Origin of the sequence: Streptomyces sp. NPDC050264 (assembly GCF_040655895.1) — a bacterium.
Taxonomy (GTDB): Bacteria; Actinomycetota; Actinomycetes; order Streptomycetales; family Streptomycetaceae; genus Streptomyces.
The window spans coordinates 166324-186065 of record NZ_JBFAKV010000020.1; the positions used below are offsets into that span (position 1 = coordinate 166324).

The window sequence follows — 19742 nt, forward strand, 5'->3', positions numbered from 1 at the left end:
GGGTGCCGCCCCCGCCCGGCAGGGGCGATGCTGTCCGGATGACCGACAGCCCCCTCGCCCGCTGGGAGCGGCGCAACGGCACCGTCCTCGCGGCGGCGTCCCTGCTCTTCCTCGCTTCGTACGCGACCAGGGTCCTCGGCCACGACCTGCCCGAAGCCGTGCGCACCCTGTGTCTGGTGGTGACGCTCGGGTCGTGGGCGGTGTTCGCCGTGGACTACGTGGTGCGCCTGCGGCTGAGCGGACTGCGCTGGCCGCGCTTCGTGCGCACCCACGGTCTGGACACGCTCGTCCTGCTTCTGCCGCTGCTGCGGCCCTTGCGGATCGTCCAGACCTACCAGCGGGTGCAGGAGCACCGCGACCGGCCGCGGCTGTCGCTGTACGCCCGGGTGATCACGTACTCGGGGGTCTCGGTGACGCTGCTCGGTTTCGCGGCGTCGATCGCCCTGTATCAGCAGGAGCACGCGGCGCCCGGCGCGGACATCCGCACGTACGGCGACTCGGTGTGGTTCACGTGCACGACCCTGTCGACCGTGGGCTACGGCGACCTGGCCCCGGTGACGGCGCTCGGCCGGCTCGTGGCGGTGGGCGTGATGGCCTGCGGCCTGGCCCTGCTCGGCGCGGTGACGGGCTCGTTCTCGTCGTGGCTGCTCCAGGTCTTCGCCCGGGAAGAGGAAAGGCCCCCGGGAAACAACTCCCCGGGGGCCCCGTCACGCGACTGAACGAGCAGGTCAGACCTGCGCCCGCTCCTCGACGACCTTCGCGATCTTCGCGATGGCCTCGTCGACCGGGATGCCGTTCTCCTGCGAGCCGTCGCGGTAGCGGAAGGACACCGAACCGGCGTTCATGTCCTCGTCGCCCGCGATGACCATGAAGGGCACCTTGGCCTTCTGCTGGTTGCGGATCTTCTTCTGCATGCGGTCCGAGGACGAGTCGACCTCGACCCGCAGACCCTTCTTCTTCGCCTCGGCGGCGAACTTCTGCAGATAGTCGATGTGCGCGTCGCCGATCGGGATGCCGACCGCCTGGACGGGCGCGAGCCACGCCGGGAAGGCACCCGCGTAGTGCTCCAGGAGCACCGCGAAGAACCGCTCGATGGAGCCGAACAGCGCGCGGTGGATCATGACGGGGCGCTGCTTGGTGCCGTCGGGCCCGGTGTACTCCAGGTCGAAGCGCTCCGGCAGGTTGAAGTCGAGCTGCACGGTCGACATCTGCCAGGTACGGCCGATGGCGTCCTTGGCCTGGACGGAGATCTTCGGGCCGTAGAACGCGGCGCCGCCCGGGTCCGGGACCAGCGGGAGGCCCTGCTTCTCGGCCACCTGCCGCAGCGTCTCGGTGGCCTCTTCCCACGCCTCGTCGGAGCCGACGAACTTCTCCGGGTCCTTGGTGGACAGCTCCAGGTAGAAGTCGGTCAGGCCGTAGTCGCGCAGCAGCCCGAGCACGAAGGTCAGCGTGCGGTCGAGCTCCTCGGCCATCTGCTCGCGGGTGCAGTAGATGTGCGCGTCGTCCTGGGTGAAGCCACGGGCACGGGTGAGGCCGTGCACGACGCCCGACTTCTCGTACCGGTACACGGTCCCGAACTCGAAGAGGCGCAGCGGCAGTTCACGGTAGGACCGGCCGCGCGCGTCGAAGATCAGGTTGTGCATCGGACAGTTCATGGGCTTGAGGTAGTAGTCCACGCCCTCGTCGAGCTGCATGGGCGGGTACATGCCGTCGGCGTACCAGTCCAGGTGGCCCGAGGTCTCGAAGAGCTTCCCCTTCGTGGCGTGCGGGGTGTAGACGAACTCGTACCCCTCCTCCTCGTGCCGGCGGCGCGAGTAGTCCTCCATGACCCGGCGGATGATGCCGCCCTTGGGGTGGAAGACCGCGAGGCCGGACCCGATCTGCTCCGGGATGGAGAACAGGTCCAGTTCGCTGCCGAGCTTGCGGTGGTCGCGCTTCTCGGCCTCGGCGAGGAACTCCAGGTGCGCCTTGAGCTCGTCCTTGGTGGGCCAGGCGGTGCCGTAGATGCGCTGGAGCATCGGGTTCTTCTCGCTGCCGCGCCAGTAGGCGGCCGCGTTGCGCATCAGCTTGAACGCCGGGATGTTGCGGGTGCTGGGCAGGTGCGGACCGCGGCAGAGGTCCTTCCAGCACAGCTCGCCGGTCTTGGCGTCGAGGTTGTCGTAGATGGTCAGCTCGCCGCCGCCCACCTCGACGTCCGCGCCGTCGTCGCTGGACGCGGCGCCCTTGATGCCGATGAGCTCCAGCTTGTACGGCTCGTCGGCCAGCTCCGCGCGGGCGTCCTCGTCCGTGACGACGCGGCGCGAGAAGCGCTGCCCCCGCTTCTGGATCTCCTGCATCTTCTTCTCGATGCGCTTGACGTCCTCGGGGGTGAACGGCTCCTTGACGTCGAAGTCGTAGTAGAAGCCGTCCTTGATGGGCGGGCCGATACCGAGCTTGGCCTCGGGGAACAGCTCCTGGACGGCCTGCGCCATCACGTGCGCGGTGGAGTGCCGCAGGATGTTGAGACCGTCCTGGGAGGAGATCTCGACGGGTTCGACGGTCTCGCCGTCGGCCACGACGTACGCGAGGTCCTTCAGCTCACCGCCCACACGGGCCGCGACGATGCTGCGCTCTCCGGCGAAGAGCTCGGCGGCCGTAGTGCCCGTCGTCACCACGCGCTCGTCCCGCTCGGAATCGCGTTGGATGACTACACGGACGTCTGACACCGGTCTCTCCTGCCTGAAGGTGGAACGCCACGCCATTACCTGTGACGCGCGCCTTGGCGATCGTACCGAGTCGTCGGGGTCGCTCGCGAAGCGGTTGTCCGGAGCCCGGGTGCGGCCGGCTACTCCTCCCCCGCGCACGCCTCCTCGAAGAAGTCCAGATTCTCCTGCAGCGACTTCATCAGCCGGTCCCGCTCGGCCTCCTCCACCTGCACGGGTACGACGTCGCACGCGCCGGTGAGACGCCGGAACCCGCCTCGGCTCTCCAACCGTCCGTGCACCCTGATCGGCAGGCCGACGAGGTGGGCGTGGCCCGCCGTCCGGTACGCGTCCTCGTCGAGCGTCATCCGGACGTACGGGACCTCGGCGCCCGCGATGACCTGCAGCCGCACCGTCCCCGCGCCGCCCGGTCCGGTCCTGCGCATCCGCACGACGGTGCCGGTGACGCGGACGGAGACGGCGGGTTCCGCGTGCAGGTAGCGGGCGCCGGCCGCGCGCAGCACGTCCAGGTCGCCGGGTGAGAACTCGACGGGCGCGTCCCCGTCCGTGCACTCCTCGGGCACCCCGGCGGCGGGCGCCCAGGCGACGCCGACCCGCGCGCCCTCGGTGCCGCGCACCAGCGCGACGAGCGCCTCGGTCAGCTCGTGGCTGACGCCCGCCTCGACCGCGCCGTCGAAGGCGTCCATGCCGCCGGTCGCCCGCCGGTAGTCGACGGCCTCGCGCACCGCGTAGAGCGCCTGGTGCAGGCGGACGGCGAGCGAGCGGCCGGCGTCGACGGGGACGAAGGCGGTGAGCCGGTGGCCGCCGGGCGCCGACTGCACCAGCACGTTCTCCAGGGCCGCGGCGGCGGGCCGCCGGTGCCGGGCCCCGTAGTACCCGGCGCGTCCGCGCGCGGCGAGGGCCCCGGCGAGCAGCATCCGCCGCGCCGCGGACCGGAGCTGTTCCTCCGCGGTCCAGGTGGCGGCGCCGGAGGTCCCTTCGGGGGCATCCCGCCACCAGCGAATCTCGTCGCTGGGCACGGCGAGCGCGACGAGCACTTCGCGGGCGGACGGCGTGCCGCTGCGCTCCAGCGCGGTGAGTGCTTCGCCGAGCAGTTCCTCGCTGTCCGGGAAGGAGCGGCTCTCCGGCACGAGCAGGCTGGTGCGGGTTCCCGGGCCGGGCGGCGTCCAGCGCGCGTACCGGCCCGCGGCGCCGCCGCGCCGTTGCCAGCCGTGCCGGTCGAGCAGGGCGCCGAGGACGGCCGGGTCGACCTGTCCGGGGTCGGGTCCCGCGAGGTCGACGGGGTGGGCGCGGGCCGCGCCGAGGGACCGTACGGGCTCGTCGGTCGAGCGGTGCTGCATCTCGTAACTCCCTTCCGGGCCAGCCGAGTTGACCGGGTACGAGCGACCGGTCAGGGCCGCCCGCCCGTCCCGACGCGGGTCATGATCTCGCACAGCGCGCGGTCGTCGAAGATCCGCGAGGTCGGGACGCGCACGGTGGTCCTGCGCCGGCCGGTGACCGGCTGGCCGGCGAGGTTGGTCCAGTAGCAGCAGTGCCGCAGGTCGAGCCGGTCGTGGCCGGCGCGCAGCCAGTCGTCCTGGGAGCGCGGCACGAGCATCACGACGAGGATCTTGTGCACCGACACCGGGGTCCGGGCGAGCTTCTCCAGGTGGGGGTTGTCGAGTGTGAAGGAGAAGGAAGGGCCCGGCGGGTTCGGCGCGATCTGGTAGGTCGCTTTCAGCTGCACCTTGATGGTGACCTCGTCGTCGACCGTGTGCCCGGGGGCGCTGTGGCTGACGTGCCAGTCGATGCCGTTGTCGGGAAAGGGCTGCGAGAGCGAGCATCCGGCGGCCGCGGCCACTGCGTGCAGATAGCCGACCTGGAGAGTTTCCATGCAGGCGGTGGTGGCGAGTGTGCCGCGCGTCGATGCGGTCCGCTCGGGCAGCAGCCCGCCCTGTTCGGGCTGCGCGAGCGCCATGGTCCAACTGGCCTTTCGGAGTGGTGAATCCCCGCGGAGATCAAGCGTTTGATCAAAGCCGAGTCAATGGCACCCCGCTGAACTGCCATGACTCGTATCTGTGTTGTCACCGCTCCGCGTACGACGCAAACGGCCCGGGTATCACCGAAACGGGCAGGGACGCGAAAACCGACGGATAGTCATCTGCCGCACCTGGACGAGGAGTTGCATGGTCATGACGTGCTGGTACGAAGGCCCCCTTGCCGCCTTCGACACGGAGACGACCGGGGTGGACGTGGAGACCGACCGCATCGTGTCGGCGGCGATCGTGGTGCAGGACGCACCGGGAACGCGGCCGCGGGTGACGCGTTGGCTGGTGAATCCGGGGATACCGGTGCCGCCCGGAGCGACGGAGGTGCACGGTCTGACCGACGTCCACCTGCAGCGCAACGGCCGCTGGCCGGCGCCCGCGATGGAGGAGATAGGCCGCGAGCTGGCCGAGCAGGCGGCGGCCGGACGGCCGCTGGTGATCATGAACGCGCCGTTCGACCTGACCATGCTGGACCGGGAGTTGAAGCGGCACCGCGCTTCGTCGCTGGGCCGCTATCTGGAGAGCTACTCGCTCTGCGTCCTGGATCCGCGGGTCCTCGACAAACAGCTGGACCGCTATCGCAAGGGCCGCCGCACCTTGACGGATCTGTGCGCGCACTACGAGGTGGAGCTGGCGGAGGCGCACGACGCGGCCGCGGACGCGCAGGCGGCACTCGACGTGGTCCGCGCGGTGGGCCGGCGCTTCGCGAGCCGTCTCGAGCGGCTCTCCGCCGCCGAGCTGCACACCCTCCAGGCGGTCTGGCACGCGGCACAGGCACGCGGCCTGCAGGCGTGGTTCGCGCGCAGCGGCACCCCTGAGGTGGTCGATCCGGCGTGGCCACTGCGGCCGGAACTTCCGGCGGCGGCTTGATCGTTCCCCTGCCGGGGGCCCTGAAAGAAGAAACGAAAAACCGGCCCGTCTCTCGACGGACCGGCCATTTCCGGGTGGGCGATACTGGGTTCGAACCAGTGACCTCTTCGGTGTGAACGAAGCGCTCTCCCACTGAGCTAATCGCCCGGGAACGGGTTGAACAATACAGGGCGCGGCGGCCTGTGTTCAAACCGGGCGCAGGTGGGCGAGCAGTCCCCGCCGTCCGCCGCGCATCATCCACGCGTGGTTGGCGACGAACACGGGCCTGCCCAGGAGGGCGAAGCGGCGCATCAGCGCTTTGCGCACCTCGACCTCCTGGTCGTAGACCGCGCGGGTGCCGCCGTCGCGCGGGGCCAGTGTCCACCGCGCCCATCCGTCGAGGTCCCCGCTCATGGCGATCTCCAGGACCCCGGCGGCCGGGTCGCGGCGTCGCTCCCGGGCCGTGACCGTGAGCTCGTAGGGCAGGAAGGACCGGAAGACGGCGACGCCGCTGGTCTCGTCCAGCGACGTCACCGAGCGCACCTGTGGCCACCACCGCGGGTACTCGTCGGCCCGGTCCAGGACCGCGTACACGGCGGCCGGTGGTGCGGGCAGCTCCCAGACGCTGCGGAAGCGGTATCGGCTCAGGGCGTTGCGGTCCATGGCCCGAGTCTGCCCGCGGAACGTTCTCTTCCCGTATACGTCAGGTCACTCAATCAGGGCATCTTGTCCCCGACCAGCGCCAGATTCTCGATGGCGGCGAGGCCGTACAGGGCGGTGTCGTTGGTGTAGACCCAGTTCGCCTCGGTGCCCGCGACCAGCGTGACCGGGCCGTCCACCTTCTCGGTCTTCCAGGGCGAGGACTCGGTGTAGCCGTCGCTTCGGTAGAACTTCTCCCAGGCGCGCGCCGCGAGCTTGGCGTCGCCGGTGCGCACGGCCGCGTACGCGTCGAGCCGGGAGTGCCCCTGGAAGAGCAGCAACGAACCGAAGTCGCTGCCGTACCGCGCTTTCTGCTCCGCCTTGGTGGCGTTGAAGTAGCGGCAGTAGTCGTAGTACGCCTCCTCGAACTCCGGCATGTCGACGAGGTCGATCAGCTCGGCGCAGAGTTCGTTGAGGCCGAAGACGGCCGACAGGTGGGAGACGCCGACCACCGGCTTGTCCTCGATGGCGAACTTGCCGGTGTCGAGGTCGTAGAGTCCGCTGCCCTGGACGAAACCGTTGGGCTGCGCGGCGATCGTCTCCATGGTCGACAGGACCCGGGCCCTGGCCTTCTCCCACGTGGGCCCGCGCCGCTCCCATTCGGTGAGCCAGGCCGAGACGAGTCCGCTCCAGTCGGTGCCGAAGCCGATGGACAGGGCGTGCGGGTCGGGCTGGTAGTCGGGGTCGGGGCGGACCTTGCGCTGCGGGTCGAGGACGAGGAACGTCTCGTCGGAGTCGACGTTGGCGTGCATGAGGTCGCCGACGCGTTCGTCGCCGGTGAGGAAGTAGTAGTAGCGGCGGTACGTGGTGTTGGCGATGCGCTGCTGCTTCGCGGAGTCGGCGTAGTGCTGGACGCCGTGGCGGGTGCCGAGTCCGGCCCATTTTCCGAGGTGGTAGACGTCGACCTCGCCGGTGTGCCGGGTCATGGCCTCGGCGAAGCGGAAGATGTCGGCCCGGCCGCTGCGCAGGTAGGCGAACCAGAGCCACAGGTCGGGCGAGAGTTCGGAGTTGTCCCAGGCGTAGCCGCCGACGTCGTAGCGCCACTGGTGCCGCACGGGGTCGTAGGAGTGCATGACGTCCCCGTAGTCCCAGAAGCCGTACCAGCGCCGCATCTCCACCTGGCCCTTGTAGTAGGTGAAGAGGAAGTCGAGGTGGTCCTCGATCTTGGCCTTGGCGGGGGTGGAGCGGTCCGGTTCGGAGTAGAGGCCGGGGCCGAAGACCTGCGCCTTGATGAGTTGCTTGGGCGGCGCGGTGAGCTGCGGCAGCACGCGTACGGCCTCGACCTGCTGGGCGAGGACCTCGGGCTTCGGTGTGGATTCGTTGGCCCAGAACAGCAGCTCGCTGGTGCGCGCGATCCCGTACGGCGTCCCGAACTCGGGCTCGTAGTCCTCGTACGTGATGTTGAGGCCTTCGAGCTGTTCGGCGTACGTGTCCTGGCCCATGCCGTCGTGGTAGAAGCGCAGGTCCATCGGCTGCGCTTCCGGCGACCACAGCCACAGCGTGACCTCGGCCTCGTCGGTCCCCGCGTCGCGGATGTCGAGGCCGGCCGGGTGCTTCTCCCAGAAGTCGCGGATGCCGAAGGAGAAGCCGCCGCTCGGGCCGCCGAGGTAGCCGAAACCGCTCGCCCTGCGGCCGCCGCCCGCGCCGATCCAGCCATGTCCCTTCTTCGTGCGCTTGCGCAGGGTGAAGCCGTCGGCCGACAGCTGGGACAGGGTGTAGTCGCCCCACTCGGGGATGTACTGCAGTCGCGTGGTGACGCGCTGGTCCCAGGTCGCGGGGTCGGGCAGTTTCTCGCCCGCGAACTGGGCCGCCTGGACGGCCGCGCCGGGATCGCGGCGCAGCCCGGTGATGCCCTGGACCGCTTCCCGGATCATGCCGGTGGACTCGCCGCCGATACGGATGTGCCGGTCGTACGCGGCGTCGCGCATGGGGACGGTGAACCGGACGCCGAGCCCGCGGATGAAGTCGCCGGAGGCCTTGCCGGGTTCCTGCGTCCCGTCGAAGGTGATCGTGTGCACCATGCGGAACGAGTCGGCGCCCGCGTAGAAGGAGAACCGGATCGAGAAGGGCAGCCAACTGCGGTTTCCCTTACGGTGTTTGCCGTCGATGCGGACGACGGCGCGGACGGGCCCGTCCTGTTCGACCTTCGTCTCCTCGATGACACTCTCGAACCGCTCGTACTTCTGGGTCCCCTGGTCGCCGTCCTCGATCTCGCCCTGGCGCAGCAGGACGAGCCGGCCGTCCTTGGCGATCTCGGTGGAGCCGCGGGTGACGGTCTTGACGAGGCTGGATCCGCTCTTGCCGAGCTTGGCGACGATGACGCCGGTGTCGACGGTGACGGCGCCGCCGTTCGTGGCGACGGTGACCTTCTTCGCGGGCGCGGCGGCGTTCCCGGCCGTCAGCGTGAGCTTCCCGTCACCGGCGCCGGGGCCGACGGCGTGCGCGGTCCACTTCAGCGATCCGTCCGGCCACTGCGCCAACGGCCAGGTCTGTACGGGTACTTGGGCGCCGTCGGCGTCGGTGAGCGCGAACTCCTGGCCCTTCTCGTACGCGCCCTTCGGCCAGGGCACGCCGACGGTGGAGCCGGGTGCGGCGCCGAGTCCGCCGTCCTCCAGCCAGCCGAGCGTGACGGGCTCGGCGTCGGCGGTCTGGGCGCTCGGCGCGGCCTGCGCGGCCTTGCTGCCGAGGGCCCAGCTGAACTGGGCGGCGGCACCGGCGACCGCGGCGGCCTTGAGGAGGGATCTGCGGGGCAGTCCGGGAGATACAGCGGACATCGTCGTTCCTTTCCGTGCATGCCAAAGGTGCTGTACGAGAAGGGTGTTGGGGTGATGCGGAGAGGAGATCGGCGTCAGCGGGTCCGGCCGCGTTCTTCCACGGCGACGGCCGCCGCGGCGAGGACGCCGAGCACGGGCACGGCGAGCGGTGCGAGGAATTCGGCGCACAGGACCACGACGGCGAGGCCGCAGACGAGCAGGAGGGAACCGGCGGGGGCCAGGACGGTGCGCCGGGCGGCGGCGCCGAGCAGCGGCCGCCAGTGCGCTTCCGGCTCCCAGACGGCGGCGGCCCGCAGCACGGTCACGGCGGCGCCGAGCAGCGCGAAGATGCCGACGGCGGCGGCGAGTTGACCGCCGGGGAGTCCGGAGCGCGCGACCCGCAGATCGATCCAGACGGCCGCGCAGGCCGCGGTCCCGGCGAGCCCGACGAGCCAGCCGCGCCGGACGGCGAGCCGGAAATCGGCGATGAACTCCCGTCGTCCGCCGATGTGTTGCCCCAGGTGCCGGCGCAGATGCCGGGACCCTGCCGCGAACGCGGCCGGGGCGGTGACGACGGGCACGGACGCGAGCGCGATCCACACGCCGGTCAGCAGGCACTCGGCGAAGACGCCGAATCCGACACGCCGCCGGGACTCGGCCATGGCTGATCCGGGGCGGGCGGTCACTTGAGCCCCGAGGTCGCCATGCCGTCGATCAGATAGCGCTGGAACGCGGCGAAGAACGCGATGACGGGGATCAGCGCCACCAGTGACATGGCGATCTGACCGCCGTAGTTGGAGATGCCCTCCTGGTCCCGGAACATCATCAGGCCCAGCGAGACGGTGTACTTGTCGGGGCTGTTGAGGTAGATCAGCGGCCCCATGAAGTCGTTCCACGCGTTGATGAAGGTGAAGATGGCGCTGGTGATGATCGCGGGCCGGCTCAGCGGCAGCACGATGGACCAGTAGGTCCGCAGGTGCCCGCACCCGTCGAGCTTGGCGGCCTCGTCGAGCTCCTTGGGCAGGCCGCGCATGAACTGCACCATCAGGAAGACGAAGAACGCCTCCGTGGCCAGGAACTTGCCGGCGACGAGCGGCACGAACGTGTCGATGTAGCCGAGCTTGCGGAACAGCACGTACTGCGGGATGAGCAGCACGTGGTACGGCAGCAGGAGCGTGCCGATCATCAGCGTGAACAGCAGGTTCCGCCCGGCGAACCGGATCTTGGCGAAGGCGTAGGCGGTCAGTGAGCTGGAGAGCACGACGCCGACCACGGCGAGGCCCGCGTAGGTCAGGGAGTTGACGAAGAAGCTGCTGATGGAGATACCGGAGATTCCGTCGGCGAGCCCGGAGAAGTTCGCGAGGACCGGACTGCCGGGGAACAGGTCGAGGCTGCCGACGATGTCCTTGCTCGGCTTGAAGGACGCGCCGAGCACCCAGATCACCGGGTAGAGGATGACCGCGAGGACGACGAGCGCGCCCACGTGCCAGACGAGGGATCCGGTACGCCGCCGCTCACTCGCGGCGGTCACAACGGGGCTGGTCACACTGGTCACTTGACGGCCTCCGTGCTGTCAGCGCTGTTGGCGTAGTACACCCACTTCTTCTGCGACCAGAACAGGACGGCCGTGACGAGTGCCACCGCGATCACGAGCGTCCAGGCCATCGCGGAGGCGAAGCCCATCTGGGACTCCTTGAAGCCCTTTTGGTAGAGGTAACAGGTGTAGACGAGCGTGGCGTCGGCCGGCCCGCATTGCGTGTTGGAGACGACGTACGCGGATCCGAACACCTGGAACGCGTGGATCGACTCCAGCAGGACGTTGAAGAAGAGCACCGGGGAGATCATCGGCAGGGTGATGTTCCAGAAGCGGCGCAGCGGCCCCGCCCCGTCCATCTCGGCGGCTTCGTACAGCTCCTGCGGCACCTGTTTGAGCCCGGCCAGGAAGATGACCATGGGCGCGCCGAACTGCCAGATGCTCAGGGCGACCAGGGCGTAGATGACGTAGTCCGGGTTGCCGATCCAGCCGCCGACGTCGAGCCCGAAGATCTGCTGGGTACGGTCCACGACGGCGTTGTCGGAGAACAGTGCCCGCCACACGAAGCCGACGGAGACGCTGGCGCCGATGAGCGACGGCAGGTAGAACGCGGCCCGGTAGAGACCCTGTCCGCGCCGCTTCTGCGCGAGCAGCATCGCCACTCCGAGCGCGAGCAGCAGCTTCAGCGGCGTGGCCACCACGACGTACTTCAGGGTGACCTGCACCGACTTCTGCCAGCGCGGGTCCTGGAACATCGTCGTGAAGTTGTCCAGGCCGACCCACTGGGGCGGGGTGAACAGGTTGTAGCTGGTGAACGCGTAGTACAGCGAGGCGATCATCGGCCCCGCGGTGAGCAGGACGAACCCCGCGATCCACGGCGACATGAAGAGGTAGCCGGCGAGGTTCTCGCGGCGCCGCCCGCGCCGCCCGGCCGGGGGCACGGCGGACCGCGTCCCTGCCGGGCGCGCGGGCGCTTCCTTGAGTAGCGTCATGGCGGTACGTCCCCTCAGCCCGCGAACGCGGCCTTCGCCTCGCCGAAGAACTGCTTGGCGGCAGCGGCCGGCTGGGTCTTGCCGTGGGCGACCTCTCCGCCGATGCGCAGGAACGCCGCCTCGACGACATCGGTGCCGGACGGCTGCGGCGTCATTTTGCCGAGCACCCCGGCCTTGGAGACCTCCGCCTCATAGGCGGCGACGGCCTTGTTGGTCTTGTCCGTCGGCTGGTACGCGTCGTACTGCTCGGTGGTCGCGAGGATGCCGCGGTCGTAACCCATGATCTTGCCGACCTCCGGGTCGTGGACCATGAAGTCGATGAACTGGGCCACCTCCTTGGGGTGCTTGGTCCCGCTGAAGGCGCTGAGCATCAGGGAGGACAGGTACTGGCCGGTCTGCTTGCCGTCCGTGGTGGGGATCGACACGAGCCCGTAGTCGGAGTCGCCCTCGCCCTCGTAGCGGACGGAGAAGTTGTCCCACGTGAATTCGGACGCGGCGAGTCCCTTGGAAAGGCCGGAGGCGGGCTTGGCCTGGTCGATCTTGTTCGGGTCGGCGACGAGCCCGGCCTTCACCCGCTTGTAGCCGTCCTTCCACCACTGCGTCAGATCGGCCTCGGTGAAGCCGAGTCCGGTCTCGGTGAAGAAGGCCTTGCCGTTCTGACGGAGGAACAGGTCGTACATGTACATCACGCCGAAGTAGCCGGTGTCACCCGCGACTTTCTGGGTGTCCTGGATCTTCTGCAGCGCCTTCCAGTACTCGTCCCAGGTCCAGCCGAACTTCGGTTCTATACCCGCCTTTTTGAAGACGTTGAGATCGATGACGAGTGCCATGGTGTTGGCACCGACGGGTATTCCGACCTGCTTGCCGCCGTCCACCTGACCGGACGTCAGCACTCCGTTCCGGAAGTTCTTCAGGCTCAGATTTCCGGCGTCCGACTGGGACTTGAGATCCATCAGAACACCGCGCTTGTCGTACTTGCGCAGAAAGGCGACCGAATTTTGGAAAACATCCGGCGGATTACCACCGGAGGCCTGTGTCTGGAACTTCTCCCAGAACGCCTCGTAGTCGGTGAATTCGGGCTTGATCTTGATCTTCGGGTACTTCTTCTCGAAGAGCGCGATCGTCTTCTTGATCGCGACAGCTCGCGGCTCCCCGCCCCACCACGCGTACCGAAGGGTGACCGGTCCGTCGCCCGACCCGCTCCCGCCACCGCAGCCGGCGGCCGTCAGACCGAGCGCCGCGATCGACCCTCCCGTGACCTTCAGCAGGCCACGCCGGTCGAGATCCCAGTTCGTAGGCACAGTTCGCCCCTCCACCCTGCGCATTGAATCGTTTTAGGAAAGCGCTTGCCGGGCAAAGGTAGAGACGTGTCGGGAGCGCGTCAACGGTTCAGGCAAGAATTGCGTCGAAGCGCTTCGAATGGGCAGCTCACAGCGGTGACTGAAGCGATACACGTAAATGGAGACGCGCAGATCCGGTACACCGATATACCGGGGTGCGGGGACGCCGAAGGCCCCGGAGACTCGATGTCTCCGGGGCCTTCGGTCCGGGTGGGCGATACTGGGTTCGAACCAGTGACCTCTTCGGTGTGAACGAAGCGCTCTCCCACTGAGCTAATCGCCCCGGCGCAGGAAGAACATTACCCCATGTCAGGGGGTTCCTGGGACCACCCCGCGCCCCGCGCTCACTGCTTGATCCTCCACGGCATCTCGAACCCGAACTTCCATACGTAGACCGCGACCAGCACCGCGATGATCACCACTCCGACCGTGGTCAGGATGATGTTCCGCCGTCGCACTCTGGGGTCGAGAGCCCGCTGCGTGGCCTCCGTGACCTTGCGTTTCGTCCAACGCAGCACCAGCTGGGCCCAGACGAACTCGGTCGCCCAGATCGCCATGCCGCCGAAGATCACCAGCCAGCCGGGTCCCGGCAGCGGCAGCATGACGATCCCCGCCCCGACGACCGCGAGCCCCACGATGAAGACGCCGACCTGCCAGCTCAGATGCAGCGCCCTGCGCTCCTGGATGAAACCCGGCGCCCGCGAGCCCAGCGGCTTCGCTCCGGACGCGTCCTCCTCGACACCGGCGGCCGGGCCGGCCGCCTCGTCACTCCCCGTATTCATGGCACCAAACCTACCGGACACATTCGCGTCACCGGAATGGCCGTTCCCCGCCGGATAAGACTCGGCCGTACGAGCTACCTAAAGGCGCCCAAAACACTCAGAGGGGTTTACAACGGCACCGTAGGTGGCATGTCGATTTCGCCGACGTGCGAATCCCCGAGCGCACACTGAGCGAAAGGCCCTGGCGCTTATGAACACCACGGTCAGCTGCGAGCTGCACCTGCGCCTCGTTGTGTCGAGCGAGTCCTCACTGCCTGTACCCGCAGGACTGCGGTATGACACGGCCGATCCGTATGCCGTGCACGCCACCTTCCACACCGGAGCCGAGGAGACGGTCGAGTGGGTTTTCGCCCGCGATCTCCTCGCCGAAGGCCTTCACCGGCCGACCGGCACCGGAGACGTCCGAGTCTGGCCGTCCCGGAGCCACGGTCAGGGCGTCGTCTGCATCGCCCTGAGCTCCCCGGAGGGCGAGGCTCTGCTCGAGGCCCCGGCGCGGGCCCTCGAGTCGTTCCTGAAGCGGACCGATGCCGCCGTGCCACCAGGCACCGAGCATCGCCACTTCGATCTCGATCAGGAGCTCTCGCACATCCTCGCGGAAAGCTAGCCGCGTGGGCGGCCCGCGCCGGCAGCCAGCCGGCGTGAGCGGAGCGAGAGCGCCTTCGCGCCGTCGACTCGGGGAGACGGCGCGGTTCAGCAAGTGCAGGACAACCGCATAGGGCAGACATCGGCGCCGCCGCCGTGGGAGCTTCCACGGGGGTGGCGCCGTTGCGTGCTCGCGACTCCTCCCGCCCCGGAAGGGCGCTAGGCTCGGCCAGCATCGGCGGGCAGCGGCCCGACCCCCCAGGCCAGGGAGCGAATCGTGCTGATCACCCACGACACCCGGTGCTCGCTCGACACCGTGGTTGATCTGGTGAACACCGCACCGGACAGCGCCGCCGGCCCCGAGGGCGCCGACGGTCTCGCGACGGTGCCGGCTTTGGCGGAGTTCGTAGGGAAGCACGAGATCAGCGACGTCGGCGTGCTCGCGGAGCGTGACCTCGCCGCGGTCCGTGCGGTCCGAGCACAGTTCGCACAAGTGTTCGCCGCACCGGATCCGCACAGCGCGGCGACGGTGATCAACGATCTGGTCGCGGCGGCCGGCACCACACCACGACTGACCGACCACGACGGCTACGACTGGCATGTGCACTATTTCGCCCCCGGGGCGTCCGTCGCGGACCACCTGGCCGCCGACTGCGGGATGGCTCTGGCGTTCTTCGTCGTCGCCGGGGAACAGGAGCGGCTGCGCCGCTGCGAGGCGCCGGACTGCCGGTTCGCGTTCGTGGACCTGTCCCGCAACCGCTCGCGCCGCTACTGCGACAGCCGTACCTGCGGGAACCGGCTGCATGTGGCCGCCTATCGGGCGCGCCGCAAGGAGGCCGCGGGCTGAGAGCCTGTCGGCCTTTCACAACAGCAGCAGATCGTGCAGCGCGGCCGTCAGGAGCAGACAGCCGATCACTCCGAGGAAGATCATCAGTGGCGGCTGGGAGAGCGCGAAGAGGCAGCCTCGCCGGGTGTCGGGGGGTGCGGGTGTGGGCGGCGCGGGCTCGTGGTGCGGCGCCTGCCCCTGGTCGGCGTCCAGCTGGTCGGCCAGCTGTGGTGTGTCCAGCATCTCGCCGTGATGATGTCGCAGGCCGAGGCTGCCGGTTGCCAACATGCCCGATCGGGGCGGGAGTTAGCCGGATCCCGCGACCCCCGGCCCGGACACCTGCGCGATAAATCAGGTATTTGTCGTACGTGCGTCCAGTCCTACGAGTCTTACGCCGGAAGGGTGTTGAGCCCGGAGCGCCCCGGGGCCGCTCGGCGCGCGAGCCGCCTGGACGGTCAACCGCTCTGACGTGAACGGACCTTGATCAGATGCCGTGCTTCTTCAGAATCGCCTCGATGTCGCTGAAGTCCTCGCCCGTGGCGGCTTTCGGCTTGGCCTGGGCGACAGGCGCGGTGCGGGCGCCCTGGCCGAGCGAGGGGGCCGACGCCGCCGGGGCCACCGCCTCGCCGCGCGCGGCCTTCGCCGCCGCCTTGCGCTCCTTGCGGGTGCCGCCGCCGCGCCGCTCGACCGCGCGGGTCCCCATGAACGTCAGCCAGGCCACCCCGAGCACACCGAACCCGGCCCACGCGGTCGGGCTGAACGCGGTGTCGACGACCCAGCCGACCGCGCCGGTCATCACCAGTCCCAGCGGGACCAGGGAGTAGGCGGCGGTCCGGGCGGCCGCGAGGAACCGCTTGCGGTAGGCGGTGACCGCGGCGATGCCCAGGCCCGCCACGGACACGGCGGAGCAGACTGTCTCGGCAATCATCCGGTCCTCCAGGGCTCGGGCGCTTCGGTCGCGGGCGGGGCGTTCCGTCCCCTTCCATCCTGCACCGCCGGGGTGGCCCCGGGCCACGGCGGCGACGGACCTCAGGGAGATCTCGGGGTCGCCTCTCCTCCGCAGGTCCAGGTTGGGCGGCGGTGACCCGGCCTGGAAGACTGGCCCCATGAACGCCCTGAACCCGATCCTTGACGTGTGGTGCGAGCTGCAGTGCCCCGACTGCCGCTCGGCCCTGGACGACGTCCGCGCGCTGCGCGAGCGCTACGGCGACCGCCTGGAGCTGCGGCTGCGGCACTTCCCGCTGGAGAAGCACAAGCACTCCTTCGCCGGGGCGCAGGCCGCCGAGGAGGCGTTCGAGCAGGGCAAGGGGTGGCCCTACGTCGAGAAGGTGCTGAGCCGCGTCGAGGAGTTCGACCGCGCGGGCGAGCCGTTCCTCGTCGAGGTGGCGCGTGAACTCGGCCTGGACGCCGAGGAGTTCGACACCGCGCTGATCGACGGACGGCACATCCTGATCGTCGACGCCGACCAGGCCGAGGGCAAGGCGATCGGTGTGACGGGCACGCCGACGTATGTCATCGGAGGCGAGCCTCTCGACGGCGGCAAGAGCCAGGAAGGGCTGCGGCAGCGCATCGCGGAGATCGCCGACCGGCTTCTCGCGGAGCAGCCGTAGCGGTAGGTGGCGCCGAGGCTCAGAGCAGCTGCTTGTACAGGTGGTGCTGGGTCGGCTCGTAGCCGAGCGCCTCGTACAGGCGCAGTGCGGGAGCGTTGCCCGCGAACACGTTGAGGCCGATCCGGGTGGCGCCCGCGGCGATCGAGTCGGCCTCGGCCAGCAGCATCAGGGCGCGCCCGTGGCCCCGGCCCCGGTGGTCGGGGGCGACCTCCACGTCATAGACGTACGCTCCGTCGGCGCGCTGGGCCAGCCACAGGGTGCCGACCGTCTCACCGTCGTGCTCCACCACGCTGACCAGGACGTCCGGGGTCGCGACGCCCTCGGGCAGCAGCGCGGCGTGATCGTGCTCGGCCTTCGCCCTGGCCTCCTCCTCCGTGGCGCCGCGCTCGACCACGGTGCGTGCGTACCGTTCCTTGGCCAGGGCCAGCCACGGCCCGAACTCGTCCTCCGTCATGCGCCGCCCGACGCTGCCCGCGGGGAGCGCCGGGCAGCGGCCCTCGGGCAGCGTCTTCGCCAGGTTCCGATTGCGCTCCACGTAACCGAGCGCGCCCGCGAGCCGGAGCAGCCCGCCCTGTTCCGCGGGGACCGACGCCTCGAGCCGTCGGCAGTTCCAGGAGCGGGCCACCTCCTCGGCGGCCAGCGCGGCGACCGTGGCGCGGCCGCGTCCCCGGTCCGGCTCATCGATGCGCAGGTCCAGGACCCGGGCGACCTTCGGGCCGAACACAGGGTGCGTGGCGAGGTGGAGCGTGCCGACGGGACGGCTGTTCACGCACACCGCGAAGCGGCGCGAGCTCGACCCGTCGGCCGTGCGCTGGAGCGGCTCGGTCGGCCGCAGAGTCGTGGTCATCACGGGAGTTCTACCCGCCCGTACGCCGCGGACGACAGCGGATTTACGGGCCCGGGTGGTCTGCTGCCCGCGGCTCTACGGATCCAGGTGGTCCGCTGCCCGCTCGTCCCAGACGCGCATCGCCTTCGCCGTGACCGGTCCCGGCGCGCCCGGCAGGTCACGGTCGTCGACGCGGTGCACGGCCTGGATGTCGCGCAGCGTCGACGTCAGGAACACCTCGTCGGCCTGGGCGAGCACCGACAGCGGCAGGTCCGTCTCCTTGGCGCCGGTCCACTCGACGGCGAGGGCGCGCGTGATGCCCGCCAGGCAGCCGGAGGCGACCGGCGGAGTGTGGATCTCCCCGTCGAGGACGACGAAGACGTTCGAGCCGGTGCCCTCGCAGAGGCGGCCCAGCGTGTTCGCGAACAGGGCCTCGGACGCGCCGAGTTCGTGGGCGCGGGCCAGCGCGACGACGTTCTCCGCGTACGAGGTGGTCTTCAGGCCCGCGAGGGCGCCGCGCTCGTTCCTGGTCCACGGCACGGTGATCGCCGCGGTGATGTCGGGGCGCCGGGTGACCTCGCCGAGGGCGACGACGAGCGTGGTGCCCGCGTCGCCGCGGTCGGAGCCGAGCGGGGAGACGCCGCCGGTGTACGTGATGCGCAGGCGGCCGAGGGCCATCGGGTTGGCCTCGACGACGGCGGCGCAGGCGCGGCGCACCTCGTCGAGGTCCGGCTCGGGCAGGCCGAGGCCGCGCGCCGAGCGGGCCAGCCGGTCGAGGTGCCGGGTGAGCGCGAACGGCTTGCCGTCGACCGTCTTCACGGTCTCGAAGATGCCGTCGCCCACGGTGAGCCCGTGGTCGAAGACGGAGACGCGCGCCTCCTCCGTGTCCTGCAGCCGGCCGTCGAGCCAGATCTTCACGTCAGGTCCCTCTGCCTTCTCCGTGCGTGCCCGGACTACGAACCGCTCGCTTGCCCGTCGTACCCCTCCGACGCTACCGCGAGCAGCCGCGCCGCCTTCAGCTCGGTCTCCCGCCACTCCCCCTCCGGGTCGGAGCCCCAGGTGATCCCGGCGCCGGTGCCGAACCGCAGTACGGCTCCCGCGTCGCTCCGGTCGATCCAGAACGTACGGATCCCGACGGCCAGTTCACCGGTCCCTCGGTCCGCGTCGACCCAGCCGATGCCGCCGCAGTACGGGCCGCGCGGCGCGGTCTCCAGGGCGTCGATGATGCGCAGTGCGCTGGATTTGGGCGCCCCGGTGACGGAACCGGGCGGGAAGGTGGCGGCGAGCAGCTCGGCCCAGCCGGCGCCTGTGCGCAGTTCGCCGCGGACCTGCGACACCAGGTGCACGAGCCCGGGGTGCTTCTCGACCACGCACAGGTCGGGGACGGTCACGGTGCCGGGCGCGCAGACGCGGCCCAGGTCGTTGCGGACCAGGTCCACGATCATGACGTTCTCGGTGTGGTCCTTCTCCAGGAGGTCCGCCTCGGTCCGCCCGGTGCCCTTGATGGGCCCCGATTCGACGACCGCGCCCCGGCGGCGCAGGAACAGTTCCGGGGAGGCCGTCGCGATCTCCACGCCGTGGCCGGGGAGGCGGATGGTGCCCGCGTACGGTGCCGGGTTGCCGCGGGCCAGGAGGGCGGTGAGCGCGTCGATGTCCGCGCCGACGGAGATCGGCGCGGTCAGAACGCGGCAGAGGTTGGCCTGGTAGACGTCGCCGGTCGCGATGTGGGCGCGTATCTGTCGTACGCCTGCCGTGTACGCGGCGTGATCGAGCGAGGACGCCCACTGCGCCGTCGCGGGTCCGCGCCAGGCGCCGGGACGCGGGGCGGGCACCGGCTCCGTGCGTACGTCCTCGAAGCGGGCGCAGACCAGGCGCCCCTCGAAGTCGGCGGTCACCGCCCAGAAGCCGGTGGAGTCCAGAGCGGCCGGGTCGCTGGTCACGTCCAGCAGACCGGTCGCGAGGAGTTCGCCGAAGCGGGCAAGAGGAGGGGCGTCGATCACGCCATCGAGTTTAGGCGGGTGGCGGGAAGGTCACCCAGGGTGGAGGTTTCGCGACCGCTTCCCCGGTAGCACCTCAGCACGCTGCGCAAACGCGTTTTTGTGCTGGCCCGGGAATCCGCTAGAGTTCAACACGTCGCCGGGACGCGCAAGCCGAACGGAATGACACGCGAACGTAGCTCAGTTGGTAGAGCGCAACCTTGCCAAGGTTGAGGTCGCCGGT

20 protein-coding genes and 2 tRNA genes are annotated in these 19742 nt (G+C 69.9%); 5 read left to right on the forward strand and 17 right to left on the reverse strand.

Annotated elements, in window-relative coordinates; all coding sequences use genetic code 11:
- Nucleotides 1-38: 38 nt before the first annotated feature.
- Nucleotides 39-719 (forward strand): potassium channel family protein, encoded by a 681-nt coding sequence (locus AB0J02_RS30715; protein WP_363197068.1) that lies wholly within the window; start codon nucleotides 39-41, stop codon nucleotides 717-719.
- Nucleotides 720-728: 9 nt separating this feature from the next.
- Here AB0J02_RS30715 and thrS read toward each other — a convergent pair whose 3' ends face one another.
- The 3 genes from thrS to AB0J02_RS30730 form a co-directional block, all read right to left on the reverse strand.
- Nucleotides 729-2705: a threonine--tRNA ligase gene (thrS, locus tag AB0J02_RS30720; protein WP_363197069.1), complete on the reverse strand. Its 1977-nt coding sequence runs from the start codon at nucleotides 2703-2705 to the stop codon at nucleotides 729-731.
- A 119-nt stretch (nucleotides 2706-2824) separates the two neighbouring features.
- Nucleotides 2825-4042, reverse strand: coding sequence for a hypothetical protein (locus AB0J02_RS30725; protein WP_363197070.1), 1218 nt, complete (start codon nucleotides 4040-4042; stop codon nucleotides 2825-2827).
- Nucleotides 4043-4092: 50 nt separating this feature from the next.
- Complete coding sequence (locus tag AB0J02_RS30730; RefSeq protein WP_363197071.1) at nucleotides 4093-4659, reverse strand: DUF4365 domain-containing protein; 567 nt, start codon at nucleotides 4657-4659, stop codon at nucleotides 4093-4095.
- 214 nt (nucleotides 4660-4873) lie between these two features.
- Between AB0J02_RS30730 and AB0J02_RS30735 the strand changes: the two genes are divergently transcribed.
- The gene (locus AB0J02_RS30735; RefSeq protein WP_363197072.1) at nucleotides 4874-5599 is read left to right on the forward strand and encodes a 3'-5' exonuclease; all 726 of its coding nucleotides are present in this window, start codon (nucleotides 4874-4876) and stop codon (nucleotides 5597-5599) included.
- Between the two features lie 75 nt (nucleotides 5600-5674).
- Here the strand turns inward: AB0J02_RS30735 and AB0J02_RS30740 are convergent.
- The 9 genes from AB0J02_RS30740 to AB0J02_RS30780 all read right to left on the reverse strand — a co-directional run bounded on the left by AB0J02_RS30740 (nucleotide 5675) and on the right by AB0J02_RS30780 (nucleotide 13678).
- A tRNA-Val gene (locus tag AB0J02_RS30740) sits at nucleotides 5675-5746 on the reverse strand.
- Between the two features lie 39 nt (nucleotides 5747-5785).
- Nucleotides 5786-6241 (reverse strand): SRPBCC family protein, encoded by a 456-nt coding sequence (locus AB0J02_RS30745; RefSeq protein WP_363197073.1) that lies wholly within the window; start codon nucleotides 6239-6241, stop codon nucleotides 5786-5788.
- Between the two features lie 53 nt (nucleotides 6242-6294).
- Nucleotides 6295-9051, reverse strand: a complete 2757-nt coding sequence (locus AB0J02_RS30750) for a Tat pathway signal sequence domain protein (protein ID WP_363197074.1) — start codon at nucleotides 9049-9051, stop codon at nucleotides 6295-6297.
- A gap of 74 nt (nucleotides 9052-9125) precedes the next feature.
- Complete coding sequence (locus tag AB0J02_RS30755; RefSeq protein WP_363197075.1) at nucleotides 9126-9692, reverse strand: hypothetical protein; 567 nt, start codon at nucleotides 9690-9692, stop codon at nucleotides 9126-9128.
- 20 nt (nucleotides 9693-9712) lie between these two features.
- Nucleotides 9713-10585, reverse strand: coding sequence for a carbohydrate ABC transporter permease (locus AB0J02_RS30760; protein ID WP_363197076.1), 873 nt, complete (start codon nucleotides 10583-10585; stop codon nucleotides 9713-9715).
- Nucleotides 10582-11556 (reverse strand): sugar ABC transporter permease, encoded by a 975-nt coding sequence (locus tag AB0J02_RS30765; protein ID WP_363197077.1) that lies wholly within the window; start codon nucleotides 11554-11556, stop codon nucleotides 10582-10584. The genes AB0J02_RS30760 and AB0J02_RS30765 overlap by 4 nt, the downstream gene beginning before the upstream one ends.
- A 14-nt stretch (nucleotides 11557-11570) precedes the next feature.
- Nucleotides 11571-12857 carry an extracellular solute-binding protein gene (locus AB0J02_RS30770; RefSeq protein ID WP_363197078.1) on the reverse strand — a complete coding sequence of 429 codons (1287 nt, stop codon included), beginning with the start codon at nucleotides 12855-12857 and terminating at the stop codon, nucleotides 11571-11573.
- Between the two features lie 250 nt (nucleotides 12858-13107).
- Nucleotides 13108-13179 (reverse strand) — tRNA-Val (locus AB0J02_RS30775).
- 61 nt (nucleotides 13180-13240) lie between these two features.
- On the reverse strand, nucleotides 13241-13678 hold the full coding sequence (locus AB0J02_RS30780) for a TIGR02611 family protein (RefSeq protein ID WP_363197079.1): 438 nt from the start codon (nucleotides 13676-13678) through the stop codon (nucleotides 13241-13243).
- A 190-nt stretch (nucleotides 13679-13868) separates the two neighbouring features.
- Here AB0J02_RS30780 and AB0J02_RS30785 point away from each other — a divergent pair, with 190 nt between their 5' ends.
- Both AB0J02_RS30785 and AB0J02_RS30790 read left to right on the forward strand, forming a co-directional pair.
- A complete protein-coding gene (locus AB0J02_RS30785; protein ID WP_004002642.1) occupies nucleotides 13869-14282 on the forward strand; it encodes an SsgA family sporulation/cell division regulator in 414 nt (137 codons plus the stop codon).
- A gap of 255 nt (nucleotides 14283-14537) precedes the next feature.
- Complete coding sequence (locus tag AB0J02_RS30790; RefSeq protein ID WP_363197080.1) at nucleotides 14538-15107, forward strand: CGNR zinc finger domain-containing protein; 570 nt, start codon at nucleotides 14538-14540, stop codon at nucleotides 15105-15107.
- Between the two features lie 15 nt (nucleotides 15108-15122).
- On the opposite strand, the gene AB0J02_RS30795 is transcribed toward AB0J02_RS30790, so the two are convergent.
- Nucleotides 15123-15329 carry a hypothetical protein gene (locus tag AB0J02_RS30795; protein ID WP_363197081.1) on the reverse strand — a complete coding sequence of 69 codons (207 nt, stop codon included), beginning with the start codon at nucleotides 15327-15329 and terminating at the stop codon, nucleotides 15123-15125.
- Between the two features lie 241 nt (nucleotides 15330-15570).
- Complete coding sequence (locus AB0J02_RS30800; RefSeq protein ID WP_363197082.1) at nucleotides 15571-16014, reverse strand: hypothetical protein; 444 nt, start codon at nucleotides 16012-16014, stop codon at nucleotides 15571-15573.
- A gap of 178 nt (nucleotides 16015-16192) precedes the next feature.
- Here AB0J02_RS30800 and AB0J02_RS30805 point away from each other — a divergent pair, with 178 nt between their 5' ends.
- The gene (locus tag AB0J02_RS30805; RefSeq protein WP_363197083.1) at nucleotides 16193-16696 is read left to right on the forward strand and encodes a DsbA family protein; all 504 of its coding nucleotides are present in this window, start codon (nucleotides 16193-16195) and stop codon (nucleotides 16694-16696) included.
- Between the two features lie 19 nt (nucleotides 16697-16715).
- Here AB0J02_RS30805 and AB0J02_RS30810 read toward each other — a convergent pair whose 3' ends face one another.
- The 3 genes from AB0J02_RS30810 to AB0J02_RS30820 all read right to left on the reverse strand — a co-directional run bounded on the left by AB0J02_RS30810 (nucleotide 16716) and on the right by AB0J02_RS30820 (nucleotide 19522).
- Nucleotides 16716-17543 carry a GNAT family N-acetyltransferase gene (locus tag AB0J02_RS30810; RefSeq protein ID WP_363197084.1) on the reverse strand — a complete coding sequence of 276 codons (828 nt, stop codon included), beginning with the start codon at nucleotides 17541-17543 and terminating at the stop codon, nucleotides 16716-16718.
- A 75-nt stretch (nucleotides 17544-17618) separates the two neighbouring features.
- Nucleotides 17619-18440 (reverse strand): aminodeoxychorismate lyase, encoded by an 822-nt coding sequence (locus tag AB0J02_RS30815; protein ID WP_363197085.1) that lies wholly within the window; start codon nucleotides 18438-18440, stop codon nucleotides 17619-17621.
- 35 nt (nucleotides 18441-18475) lie between these two features.
- Complete coding sequence (locus AB0J02_RS30820; protein ID WP_363197086.1) at nucleotides 18476-19522, reverse strand: chorismate-binding protein; 1047 nt, start codon at nucleotides 19520-19522, stop codon at nucleotides 18476-18478.
- Nucleotides 19523-19742 lie beyond the last annotated feature (220 nt).